Annotated in this window: 11 protein-coding genes; 10 read left to right on the top strand and 1 reads right to left on the bottom strand. The window is 63.7% G+C overall.

The window, feature by feature from the left end; all coding sequences use genetic code 11:
- Nucleotides 1-15: 15 nt before the first annotated feature.
- The 8 genes from JQ600_RS06385 (at nt 16) to JQ600_RS06350 (ending at nt 8,676) form a co-directional block, all read left to right on the top strand.
- Nucleotides 16-1,314 (top strand): enoyl-CoA hydratase-related protein, encoded by a 1,299-nt coding sequence (locus tag JQ600_RS06385; RefSeq protein ID WP_212268824.1) that lies wholly within the window; start codon nt 16-18, stop codon nt 1,312-1,314.
- A gap of 61 nt (nt 1,315-1,375) precedes the next feature.
- Nucleotides 1,376-2,566: a CaiB/BaiF CoA-transferase family protein gene (locus JQ600_RS06380; protein WP_212268823.1), complete on the top strand. Its 1,191-nt coding sequence runs from the start codon at nt 1,376-1,378 to the stop codon at nt 2,564-2,566.
- Nucleotides 2,567-2,597: 31 nt separating this feature from the next.
- Complete coding sequence (locus JQ600_RS06375) at nt 2,598-3,770, top strand: phosphotransferase family protein (protein ID WP_212268822.1); 1,173 nt, start codon at nt 2,598-2,600, stop codon at nt 3,768-3,770.
- A gap of 359 nt (nt 3,771-4,129) precedes the next feature.
- Complete coding sequence (locus tag JQ600_RS06370) at nt 4,130-4,987, top strand: branched-chain amino acid ABC transporter permease (RefSeq protein ID WP_212268821.1); 858 nt, start codon at nt 4,130-4,132, stop codon at nt 4,985-4,987.
- On the top strand, nt 4,984-6,033 hold the full coding sequence (locus tag JQ600_RS06365) for a branched-chain amino acid ABC transporter permease (RefSeq protein WP_212386032.1): 1,050 nt from the start codon (nt 4,984-4,986) through the stop codon (nt 6,031-6,033). The genes JQ600_RS06370 and JQ600_RS06365 overlap by 4 nt, the downstream gene beginning before the upstream one ends.
- A 1-nt stretch (nt 6,034) precedes the next feature.
- Nucleotides 6,035-6,733, top strand: a complete 699-nt coding sequence (locus JQ600_RS06360; RefSeq protein WP_212386031.1) for an ABC transporter ATP-binding protein — start codon at nt 6,035-6,037, stop codon at nt 6,731-6,733.
- Entirely contained in the window at nt 6,730-7,425 is a 696-nt protein-coding gene (locus tag JQ600_RS06355) for an ABC transporter ATP-binding protein (protein WP_212489751.1), read from the top strand. The genes JQ600_RS06360 and JQ600_RS06355 overlap by 4 nt, the downstream gene beginning before the upstream one ends.
- Nucleotides 7,426-7,458: 33 nt before the next feature.
- A complete protein-coding gene (locus JQ600_RS06350; protein ID WP_212386029.1) occupies nt 7,459-8,676 on the top strand; it encodes an ABC transporter substrate-binding protein in 1,218 nt (405 codons plus the stop codon).
- A gap of 83 nt (nt 8,677-8,759) precedes the next feature.
- Here the strand turns inward: JQ600_RS06350 and JQ600_RS06345 are convergent, their stop codons facing one another.
- Entirely contained in the window at nt 8,760-9,779 is a 1,020-nt protein-coding gene (locus JQ600_RS06345) for a zinc-binding dehydrogenase (RefSeq protein ID WP_212489750.1), read from the bottom strand.
- 232 nt (nt 9,780-10,011) lie between these two features.
- On the opposite strand from JQ600_RS06345, the gene JQ600_RS06340 reads away from it, so the two are divergent.
- Nucleotides 10,012-11,670 (top strand): AMP-binding protein, encoded by a 1,659-nt coding sequence (locus tag JQ600_RS06340; RefSeq protein ID WP_212386027.1) that lies wholly within the window; start codon nt 10,012-10,014, stop codon nt 11,668-11,670.
- On the top strand, nt 11,667-12,428 hold the full coding sequence (locus tag JQ600_RS06335) for an SDR family NAD(P)-dependent oxidoreductase (protein WP_212386026.1): 762 nt from the start codon (nt 11,667-11,669) through the stop codon (nt 12,426-12,428). The genes JQ600_RS06340 and JQ600_RS06335 overlap by 4 nt, the downstream gene beginning before the upstream one ends.
- The last annotated feature ends 8 nt before the right edge of the window (nt 12,429-12,436 follow it).

Below are 12,436 nucleotides of genomic sequence, written 5' to 3'. Positions count from 1 at the left end.
GCGGAGAGGAAGCCCATGGACGAACTGCGAAAGTTGCAGCAATTCCGCGCCGAACGCCGCGAAAACAATGTCCTGCATCTTGTTTTCGACATGCCCGGCCGTCCGATGAATGTGTTCTCCAACGCCGCGATTGCCGAACTCGCCATTTTCAGCCGGTGGCTCCGCGACAGCGACGTCAAGGGCGTGGTGATCCGCTCGGGAAAGCCATCGGCATTCTGTGCCGGCGCCGATCTCGCCGAACTGGGATTGGCCTACGACATGATCATGGCAGCGCCGGCCGAGACGCGGGATCGCGTGGCGTTCGACCATTTCTTCCGCCTCAGTCAGGCGCTGCGTGGAATCGAAACCGCGGGCAAGCCGGTCGCGGCGGCAATCGCGGGCCTGGCGCTCGGCGGCGGCGGCGAACTGGCGCTGGCGACCCACCACCGGGTCATGGTCGATGATCCCAAGGTCGCGTTTGGCTTGCCGGAGTCTCTGGTCGGGCTGTTGCCGGGAGGTGGGGGAACCCAACGGCTGCCGCGTCTGACCGGAATCGAAAAGGCATTTCCGATCCTGCTGGACGGTGCGCGGCTGTCCGGCCAGGCCGCTATTGCCGCCGGCGTGGTCGATGAGTTGGTTCCTGCCGGCGAAGAGGTGGCGGCGGCGGAACGATGGGTGCTGTCGCATCCATCGGCGTCGCAGCCTTGGGACCGTTCCAGTTGGCGGCCGGTGGATGTCGATGATGCAGCTTCAATCATCGAGCGGAAACGCGAGGGTGTTCTGGCAGAAACACTTGGGCACTATCCGGCGCCGCTCGCTATTCTCGATTGCGTCGCGCAAGGGCTGCCGCAACCCTTTGATGCGGCGATCCGCAGCGAGATGCAGATATTCTCAAAGCTCATCCAGCGGCGCGAGCCGCGCAACATGATCAGGACGCTGTTTCTCGGGCGGCTCGATCATGACCGTTTTCGCAAGGCGGGAGGCATTCCGGCGCCCGTCGAACAGGCCGTGGCGGCGGTATCCGAGGCGCTGCAGGCCGGAGCAGATGCAACGCTTGCAAACGCGTTCGCCCGCGCCGGTTTTCACGGCCCGGGCAAGGCGCCGGCATTCGATGGCGTCATTGCGCAATCCGCATTCTGGCTGGAGGCGGAGCCTGTCACCGACGGCAAATGCGCGCTGCGTGAGCGGCTGGCGCGGGCGTATGCCGTGGCAGACCAATGGCGGGCCTCTTTCTCCGAGGATCAGCGCCGCGCGGCGGATTATCTGCTGGTCACGAAATACGGCTTTCCCGCCTACATGGCAGGTGCCTTCTCGTCCGCTCAGCCGGGCGCCTGACTGATGCCGGCGTCGAAACTTCATCTACCGCGGCTCGCGCAACTCAATTGAGAGAACGACAGTGTCAAAACCCCTGACCGGCATCCGCGTCCTCGACCTGTCGAAGGTCCTGGCAGGTCCGCTATGTGCGCAATATCTCGGCGATCTCGGCGCCGACATCATCAAGGTGGAGACCGTCGGCCAGGGGGATGAGACGCGCGGCTGGCCGCCGTTTCCGGCGCCGGGCCTCGGCACGGTCTTTCTCAGCGCCAACCGGAACAAGCGTAGCATCGCCGTCGATATGAAAACGGAGAAGGGCCGCGAGATCGTCCACGCGCTGGCCAAATCCGCCGACGTCGCCATCGAAAGCTTTGGAACCGGAGTGGCCGAGCGTCTCGGCATCGACGCGGCAACGCTGCGCACCCTGAATGACCGCCTGATTCATTGCAGCATCTCCGGGTTTGGCCGCGCTGGGCCGCTGAAAAACTCGCCCGGCTATGACGTGATCCTGCAGGCATTTTGCGGGGTCATGTCGATGACCGGCGACGAGGACGGCGGCTATATCCGCAGTCCGATCTCGCCGATCGACCAGATGACCGGTGTGCATGCCTTCAGCGGCATTCTGGCGCTGCTGTATGCGCGGGAAAAAACCGGGAAGGGCGGCGAGATCCAGGTCTCGCTGTTCGAAACCGCACTGGGCCTGCTCGGTTACAACCTCCAGACCTTCTGGGAGCGCGGCGTTCAGCCGCCGAAATGCGGATCGAGCCATGAATCGCTCTGTCCCTATCAGGCCTTCGAGGCGGCCGACGGGCCGATCATGATCGGGGTCGCCAACGACAATCTCTGGCGCAAATTCTGTGCGGTCACCGGATTGAGCGCAATCGTCGATGATATCAGATTCAGGACCAATGCGGATCGCGTTGCGCACCGCAAGGAAACCCTCGGCCATGTCCAGGCGGCGCTGCGGCAAAATTCCGTCGCGCACTGGAACGAGGTGCTGACCGGCGTCGGCGTGCCCTGCGCGCCGATCAATTCGATCGCGCAGTTGCTCGACCATCCGCACACCAAAGCGAGCGGCATCATTGTCGATTACGAGCACCAGACCGCGGGTAGGCTGAAGGGTGTCGGTCACCCTGTTCTGATCAACGGGGCGGAACGTCGCGCAGGCAGGCCGCCGCCGGTGCTGGGACAGCACACCGACGACGTGCTGGGTGAAATAGGTCTGTCATCCGAAATAATCGGCGAATTGCGTCGGGAACGTGTGATCGGTTGAGGTTTGCGCCGCTTAAGGGGAAATTGAGAAGATGGGACAATCAACAGATACGGCCTTGGCCGCGCTGAAAATCAGTGGACGTGTCGCTTACGAGCGCCTGGCGCGGCCAATGGCGCGCCGGTTCGACGATGTGCCCTGCACACCTTACGCTGTTACGCCTGAATGGCTGACGGCGGTCCTCTGCGGCAAGGTCCCGGGAGCCATTGTCACAGACGTTGAAATCAAGCCTGCGAGTGCAGGCACCCACGAGCGGCATCAGTTAAGAGTGTCCTACAACGAGGAAGGTCGCCGCGCCGGCTTGCCGGTCTCGATCTTCACCAAGTCGCTGCCGAGTATCGTCACCCGCATGATCGGCGGCTTCAACGGCACGGCGCGCGTGGAGGGCAGTTTCTTTACGCAGATCCGCGCCCAGCTCGAGATCGAAGCCCCGCTGTGCTATCATTCCGCCTATGATCGGCGAACGTTTGCGGCGATCCATCTGCTGGAAGATTTGGTCGCAACCAAGTCAGCGACGTTCTGCAATCACAAGACATACGTCACCCGCGCCATGGCCGACGACATGATCGATCTCTTGGCGTCGTTGCACGGCCGCTTCTACGGCGATCCGACGCTGGCCGAACGCTACCGCTGGCTCGCCAGCTATCCCCGATGGTTCACCATCGGTGCGGCGAAAATGGGCACCGAGTATTACACGAGGAAAGCGTTTGACGCCGCCGCTCACGTCATTCCAGCTGCGGTCATGGCGCGCCGCGACGATGTCTGGCCCGCAACAATGCGCGCACTTGCGCTGCATGACAGCGAGCCGCAGGGCCTCATTCACTCCGACGTGCACATCGGCAACTGGTACCGGACAGGTTCGGGCCAAATGGGGTTGTGCGACTGGCAATGTCTGTCGCGCGGCCATTGGTCACGCGACTTCGCCTACGCCGTGACGGCGTCGCTGACGCCGGATGATCGCCGGAGCTGGGAGCGCGAACTGCTGGCCCGCTATATCGAGCGGTTCGCGGAGAAGACCGGCGTCAAGCCGGACTTCGACCTCAGCTTCCGGCGCTATCGGCAGCAGATCGTGCACGCGCTCGCAATGTGGACGATCACGCTATGTCACTCGCCGCTGTTGCCGAACATGCAGCCCGAGGCCACCACGCTGACGATGATCGGGCGGATGACGACGGCGATGGCCGATCTGGACGCGCTCGACAGTTGATCTTCGTTGGCTTGCAGTTTGTGCGCCGAAATCCGCCGCGTCGTTGCGCTTGTGTACTAGTTCATCGAGCAAACTCCCGGCGTGTGACGGCATACGTGTGGCAGAGCAGCGCAGGTTGGTTGGCGTTTTGCGTTTGCGGGGCATAGAAGTATATGATAAACACGTGTACTAAATAGCGGGCATAGACCCGGTCCGCCGGCACGGCGGGAAAAGAAGCAGTTCGGCGTCACGCCCGCGATCGGATCGTTGGCGCACGCCTAACGTGGCGGGGAGGGTCCTTTGCGGAAGCGGGTGCGCAAGTTGACGGCGTATCGGACGGACGCGTTTCGTCCGCGGACGCATGACGAGAGGGCGCCGGCGTGATCGCGCTGCTGATCGCCAATTCGCTGGCGCTTGCCTCGCTGTTGATCATGCTCGCCAGCGGCCTTGCGCTGATCTACGGGCTGCGCGACGTCATCAATTTCGGTCACGGCGCGATTTACATGCTCGGCGCCTATCTCGGCTACACGGTCTCGCTGGTGGGTGGATTCTGGCTGGCATTGATCGTGGTGCCGATCCTGCTCGCGCTGCTCGGAATAGCCTTTGAGTATCTGGCGCTGCGGCCCCTGCAGGGCAGGTCGCATATCGAGGTCGCGCTGGTCACGCTCGGGCTCGGCATCATCCTCGGGCAGATCATCATCTTCTTTTATGGCGGCGTTGCGCGCAGCGTCGATGCGCCGCAAATCCTGTCCGGTTCGGTCACGGTGCTGAACCTGTCCTATCCGGTCTACCGCATTTTCCTGATTATCATGGGGCTGGGGTCGTGCGCGCTTCTTGCCCTGTGGCTCAGATACACTTCCTCGGGGCTCTATGTCCGCGCGGTGAGTCAGGATCCGTCCGTTGCGCGCATGATGGGCATCAATGCCGACCGGCTCAGCTTGCTGGTGACCAGCCTCAGCACCGCGTTCGCCGGTGTCGCCGGCGTGCTGGCAGGTCCCTATCTGTCGATTGACCCGGGAATGGACGTGACGATGATCGTCAACTGCCTCATCATCGTGGTGATCGGCGGCACCGGAAGCATTGGTGGCGCGATCGTCGCAGCGTTGCTGTTCGGGTTCATGCAGGTCGCGGGATCGGTTTTCCTGCCGAATATCGCTGCCCTGGTTCCCTACATCTTGCTGATGATCGTGCTGCTGGTCGCTCCCCGCGGCATCGGGCGCGGCAGGGTGCTCAATTGAGTAACCGGACAACGACCGCGGCAAGCGAGCGCGTTGCCCCGCTTGGCGCGATGGGCGGATCGTCCCTGCGCGTGCCGCTGACCCTTGTCGCGGTTGCGATCGTGTTCGTGGTGGGTGCGGTGGCGCCAACCCGCTTCGCCGGCGATTTCGTGCTCCGGTTGGCCAATGAAGGCTTGCTGCTCGGCATGCTCGCCCTCAGCGTCGCGTTCCTGATGAACCAGGCCGGACTGGTGGCGCTGGGCGCGGCGAGCATCTATGGCGGCTCCGGTTTGCTGTTCGCCATCGCCATGAACGACTGGAATCTGACCCCGGTGTGGGCGTTGTGCGCCGCCTTTCTCATCATTGTCGTCTACGCCACCGTTCTTGGCGCGCTCATTGTGCGCACCAATCCGCTCGCCTTCATGATGCTGACGCTTGCCGCCGGCGAGATGATCAGCCACGCCGTCATGCTGGAAGCATTGCGCGACTATACCGGAGGCGCCGACGGGCTCGTCGTCAGCTTCAAGGGGACGGTATTCGGCATGGAGGCCGCGGACTTTGCCAGCCCGGCGCGGTTCTGGGTGGTGATGTGGGTCGCCGCATGGCTTTCCGGCTTGGCGCTGTGGGCCGTCGGCCGCTCCCGCCTCGGTGCCATCCTGCGCGCGGTGCGGGAGAACGAGGAACGCATGCGGTTCTCGGGATTCGACACCTATCTGCCGCGCCTGATCGCCTATGTGCTCGTCAACATCGTCGCCGCCGTTGCCGGCCTGCTGCACGTGCTCAACGCCGGCTTCGTCTCGCCGGAGAGCCTCGGAATTTCGGTCAGCACCAATTCGCTGGTCGCGGCCCTGATGGGCGGCATCGCCGGCTCCGTGGGACCGCTGCTGGGCGGCGTGATCTTTTCCTTTGCGCAGGATGAATTCGGCGCGCGCGGGCTGACGCAGCTTTTGACCGGCATCGCCATCGTCGTGTTCATCGTGGTTTTCCCGCGCGGTGTCGTCGGCGGATTGTCGAGCATGGCATGGCTGCGGAAGCTCGGTTTCGGCGGACGACGGGAGACGTCCTGACATGCTCAAGATCGAGAATCTTTCCGTGAGCTATGGATCGGTCCGGGCCCTGTCGGACGTCGATCTGGAAGTCCTTGGCGACGGCATTCTTCACGGTGTGATCGGTCCCAACGGCGCCGGTAAATCCACGCTGCTCGACGCGGTTTGCGGCCGCCGCCGTCCGGTCGCGGGAACCGTCCACTATCGCAACGAGGATATCACGCGGCGCTCGGTGGCCTGGCGGCGCCGGCAGGGCATGGCGCGCTCGTTCCAGCGCACCAGCGTGTTCCAGGATCTGACCGTTCACGAACAGCTCCATTTGGTTGCGCAGCATCTTGGCGATAACAGGCTCGACGACGTGATCGAGGTGATGGATCTCGCCGGCTATCTGCACCAGAAAGCCGGCCGCATCGCCTACGGCGTGCAGCGCAGGGTGGACGTCGCCCTGGCCTTGATCGGCCGCCCGCATTTGCTGTTGCTGGACGAACCGGGCGCCGGCCTTTCGGCGGCGGAGACCCTGCACCTGTTCGAGCATCTGCGCGATCTCGTGCGCGAGCGGAAGATTGCGGCGGTCGTGGTGGAGCATGATGTCGACGCGGTATTCGCGTGCTGCGGCAAGGTCACCGTGCTCGACCTCGGCCGCCACCTCGCCACCGGCACGCCCCAGCAAATTCGCGCCGACCATCGCGTCGTCGCCGCCTATCTCGGAACCGCGGCATGAGCGCGCTCCGCATCGAGAAGCTGGTTGCCGGCTATGGCGCCTCGACGGTGCTGCATGGGATCGACCTCACGGTCAATGAAGGGGAATCGGTGGCCGTGGTGGGCCGCAACGGGGCGGGCAAGTCCACGCTGCTGCTCTCGGTTTTTCGCGAGACCAACATCATCTCCGGCGCAATCTGGGTGCATGACAGCAGGGTCGATCATCTGCCCGGCTATATGGCGGCGAAACTCGGCATTTCGATTGCGCCGCAGGGCCGTCGCATCCTGCCCAATCTGACCGTCAAGGAGAACCTGCTGCTCAGCAAGGCGACGGGCAGGGCGGGGTATTGGGATCTCAAAGCCGTCTACGAACTGTTCCCGGTGCTCGAAGAGCGCGCGAACCGGCCCGGCACCATGTTGAGCGGCGGCCAGCAGCAGATGCTGGCGATCGGCAGGGCGCTGATGGCCAATCCGAGTCTCGTCTTGCTCGACGAGCCGTCGGAGGGCCTTTCGCCGGTGCTGATCGACGGGCTGGTCGGCGCGCTCAATACCATCCGCCAGGCCGGAACCGGCGTGCTGGTGGTCGAGCAGCATTTGAATCTGGTCAAGCGTGCGACCGATCGCTTCATCATTCTGGCCAAGGGAGAAGTCGTCGGCTTAGGACCGACACCGGCGATCGGTGCGCCTGAGAACCAGGCACTGATGGCGTTGTAAGAAAATTTAAAACCAGGCGTAGGGAGAGCAAATATGAGGAAGGCACTTACCAGTACGGGCTTCGGCGCGCTGCTTTCGGCGGCCCTCGCCATCGCGATGGCAACGACGGTGTCGACCACGGCTTCCGCCAACGATACCGTCAAGATCGGCGTGCTGCTGATTGACAGCGGGCCATTGGCCGGCCTGAAGGAAACCCAGACCAAGGCGGTCAATCTGGCGATCGAGCGGATCAATGCCGCCGGCGGCGGCGCCGGCAAGAAGCTTGAAGCCGTCTTCATCACCTATCCCGGCACGCCTGATACCGCCGTGGACGGCGCCACGCGCGCCGTCCAGAAGGATGGCGCGTTGTTCATTACCGGAATGGACACCTCGTCCGTCTCGCCGGCGCTACAGGCGAAACTTCCGGCATTGAAAGCCCTGATGGTCGAAGTGATGGCCAATGCCGATGGTCTGACCGGCAAGGGCTGCTCGCCGAATTACTTCCGGGTCAACGCCAACGACTCGATGATCATGGGTTCCTACAGGGAATTCCTGAAGGACCAGGGCGTCAAGAAATGGGACATCATTGCGGTTGATTACGCGGCAGGGCGCGACTCCGCCGACAAGTTCAAGGGCTTGATTACCTCGCAGGGTGGAACGATCGCGAAGACGTTGTTCACCCCGTTCGGAACGCCGGACTTCGGCGCCAAGATTTCCGAGCTCGGCGCAGAACCGGCCGACGGCCTGTTCGTGACGATCTTCGGCAGCGACGCCATCAACCTCGCCAAGCAGCAACAGCAGTTCGGCCTGTTCAAGAAGTACAAGATGGTGCTGGGAAATTCCTTCGTGATCCCGCAAACGCTGCCCGCTCAGGGCGACACGGTGCTGGGCGTCTATCAGAACATCGGCTTCGTTGCCGGTTTTCCGGGCGCACAGGCCGAAGACTTCGTGAAGGCCTACAGTGAAAAGTACAACGGTGAACTGCCGCCTTACACCGGCGCTGACCAGTACGCCGCCATTCAGCTGATCGCGGCCGCACTCAACAAGGCGAATTCGACCGACATCAACGCCGTGCGGACGGCGCTGTCGGGCCTGAAGGCCGATACGGTGCTTGGCGACGTGGAGATGCGCGCGGGCGATCATCAGGCCGTGCGGCGGATGGCCATCAGCCAGATCCTGCCGGGTAAGGATGGCAAGCCGACCTACCACATCAAGAAGATCGAGCCGGGCCCGGACATCATTCCCCCAGTCGATCCCGCCTGCAAGAAGTGAGCGGTCCGGCGCCGATGTCGATCAAGTTTCGACACCGGCGCCGAATTGTCTGCGTCAGGCCGCGCCTGTTTGCGGCCTGCCTGTCACGGCACCAGCGACACCTTGCCGAATTGCGCCCCGGACGCGAGATGGTCGAATGCGGCGCGTATGTCCGCCATGTCAAATGTCGCATCGATGACCGGTTTCACCAGATCGCGATTGAATACATCGAGCAGTTGGCGGAATTCACTGAGGCTGCCGCCGGTCGATCCGTAAATCTCCAGCTGGCGGATGAACACGCGTTGCAGATCGGCCGGCGGGTTGGAACCCGTCGTCGCGCCGCAGGTGACAAGCCGCCCGCCGCGCCGCAGCGACCGCAGCGATTCACCCCAACTCGCTTCGCCGACGCTGTCGATCACCATATCGACGCCGCCATTGCTCATTTGCAGGATCGCGTTCGACACCCGGTCTTTCTGGTAGTTGACGCCGCCGCTGGCGCCCAGCGCGATCGCGCGCTCGATCTTCGCATCGCTGGACGAGGTGACGAAGACCCGCGCGCCCACCAGTTTTGCAAGCTGCAGGCAGGCGACCGCGACACCCCCGCCGATGCCGACGATCAGGACGCTCTCGCCGGGCTGCAAGGTCTTCTTGCCGAACAGCATGCGCCAGGCGGTGAGGTGACCCGTCATCAGCGCGCCGGCCGCGACCAGATCGGCGTCGTCGGGCAAGGGGAAGAAACAGCGGCTCGGCATCGCGATATATTCGGCAAAGCCGCCATGGCGATGCTCGCCCATGATCTTCACGTTCTCGCACAGCGGCTGGTCGCCGGCGAGGCAATAGCGGCAATTGTTGCAAAACGCCTCGGAAAACAGAATGGCCTTCATGCCCGGCTTCAACCCGCTGCCGGGCTCGGCCTCGACGATCTCGCCCGCGGCCTCCACGCCCATCACCTGCGGCAAGGTGTGCGTGATCCCCGCACCGTTGTCGCGCATGTAGAGATCGACGCGATTGAGCGACGAGGCCGCGACCTTGAGCACGGACTCGCCGGGGGCAGGGGCCGGATCGGGAAAATCCCGCCAGCTGACGCCGTCGGCTCCGCGCCGTTCCAGGACCGCCGCTTTCATGCTGCCTTCTCCTTCGCCCGTCGCGCGTTCCGGTATTCGGACACACGTTTATCATATGTGTCCTGTGCTTGTTCCCTCAAGGCGCGCTCGCCCCCGCCGCGGTCGGTACGCGGTCCAGTTTCGATAGGTGAACGGGCCGGTAGATTTTTGAGTTGCGGTTCATCGGAAAACTAGTACACTAGCGAACGAATAGGCCGTCAAGCGCCGCGATATGATTTCAGGGAGAGAACGCATGAGCGGAAATCGATTTGATCCCGTCGCCCACGCACGGTCGATGCGCGCAGGCGGCTTCTGGATCGACAAGAGCTTCGACGAATTTCTGCAAGCGACCATCGCGGCCACGCCGGGAAAGCTCGCCCTTCTGGCCGACCGCGCCGATCGCCCCGAGGCGAAGCGCTTCACCTATGCCGAACTCGGCGATCTGATTTCGCGCGCGGCGGCCGCCTTGAAGCGCCTCGGTGTCGGCCCTCGCGATGTCGTCTCCGTTCAGCTTCCCAATTGGTGGGAGTTTGCCGTGATCGCGCTCGCCGCCTTCCGGGTCGGCGCCGTCGTCAACCCCCTGATGCCGATCTTCCGCGAACATGAACTGAGCTACATGCTCGACTTCGCGGAAACCAAGCTTTTGATCGTGCCAAAACTGTTCCGCGGCTTCGATCACGAGGCGATGGCGCAGTCGCTGCGGCCCAAACTGCCAAAACTTCAGCACATCATCGTCGTCGACGGCGAGGGGGCCAGCAGCTTCGACCAGGCGTTGCTCTCCGGCAGCGATCGTCTCGCGCCGCCCCCGAACGGAGAGATCGGCGCGCTTCCGGCCGATCAGATGGCCGTGCTGATGTTCACCTCGGGCACGACAGGGTCGCCCAAAGGCGTCATGCATTGCCTCAATACGCTGCTGGCTTGCAATATCGCGCTGGCCGGCCGCTTCGGCCTCGATACCAACGACACGATGCTGGTCTGTTCGCCGCTCGGCCATATGACCGGCTTTGCGGCCGGCATGCTGCTCGGCCTCAAGATCGGCGCCTCCGTCGTGTTCCAGGACGTGTGGGAGCCGAAGCGCGGTATCGCCATCATGGCCAATGAAGGCGTTACCTACTCGGCGGGTGCCGCGACGTTTCTCGCCGACATGTGCGAGGCGGTCGCCGGCGGCGCGGCAAAGCCTGCGCGGCTGCGCAAATTCCTGTGTGCCGGCGCGCCAATTCCGCCGGCATTGATCGATCGCGTCTATCGCGAGCTCGATCTCAAGGTCTGTTCGCTGTGGGGCATGACGGAATCGCTGTCGAGCACGTTGACCGAGCCGGAACGCGCGCTCGAAAAATCGTCGAAGACCGACGGTCGCCCGCTGGAGGGCGTTGCCGTAAAGGTGCTTCGCATGGACGGATCGCCGGCGCCGGTCGGCGAGAAGGGGTTGCTCAAGGTGCGCGGCGCGCAGATGTGCCTCGGCTACTACAAGCGCGCCGACATGGAGCCGTTCGACGCCGAGGGGTGGTTCGACACCGGCGACATGGCCTACATGGACGACGAGGGCTACATCCGCATCGACGGTCGCATCAAGGACATCATCATTCGCGGCGGCGAGAACGTGCCGGTCTTCGATATCGAGAACCTGCTGTTCAAGCATCCCGCGGTGCTTTCGACCGCGATCGTGGGTTATCCGGATCCGAGACTGGGCGAACGCGCCTGCGCGTTCGTGGTGCTGCGTCCCGGCCAGACGCTCGATCTGGCCGCCGTGCAGGCCCTGATGGCGGAGCACAAGGTCGCGAAACAATATTGGCCGGAACGCATTGAGATCGTCGCCGATCTGCCGAAGACCCCGGCGGGCAAGGTGCAGAAATTCCAGTTGCGTGAGATCGCAAAGGCCTTCGCCGAACCGCCGCACAAGGCCAGCGCATGAACTCCCGCCTCAGGGATCGCGTGTGCGTCGTCACCGGCGCCGCGCGCGGGATCGGCCTTGCGATCGCCGAGCGCTTCGGCCAGGAGGGCGGTCGTATCGCCTGTGTCGACGTCAGCGCGCGCCGTCTGGAGCCTGCGGTCGCGGGATTGAAGAGCAAGGGGTTCGACGCCAAGCCCTATGAAGTCGATGTCGGCAAGCGCGACGATGTTCACGCCCTGTTTGCGAGGATCGAGAGCGAGTTTGCTGCGCCGGTAGCCGTGCTCGTCAACAATGCCGTCTTTGCGCGCTTCGAGCCGCTGGCGCAGATCGAAGTCGAGACCGTCGACCGCATGTTTGCGGTCGGCGTGCACGGCCTGATCTGGACCACGCAAGCGGCGGCGCCGCAGATGGAGCGTCGCGGCGGCGGCTCGATCGTGAATTTGAGTTCCGTGTCGGCGTTCAACCCCGCCAAGGACTCCATTGCCTATTCCGCCCTGAAGGCCGGCGTCGTCGGCCTCTCCCGGGCATCGGCGATCGAGCTCAGTGCCAAGAAGATCCGCGTCAACGTGATCGCGCCGGGCATGATCGGCACGCCGGCTTCGATCGCGCAATTCGATGAAGCGACGATTGCCACGCGCCAGGCCGAGATGCCGGCCGGACGCTTTGGCGAGCCGGAAGAGATCGCAGCCCTTGCCGCATTCCTCGCCAGCGACGACGCGAGCTACATCCAGGGCGCCGTCATCACCGCCGACGGCGGTTGGACCATTCCTGCCAGATAGGAGAAGCG

Origin of the sequence: Bradyrhizobium sp. AUGA SZCCT0176 (assembly GCF_018130145.1) — a bacterium.
Lineage (GTDB): Bacteria > Pseudomonadota > Alphaproteobacteria > Rhizobiales > Xanthobacteraceae > Bradyrhizobium.
The sequence above is the reverse complement of the archived record's forward strand: the minus strand, read 5'-3'. Positions and strand labels throughout refer to the sequence as shown.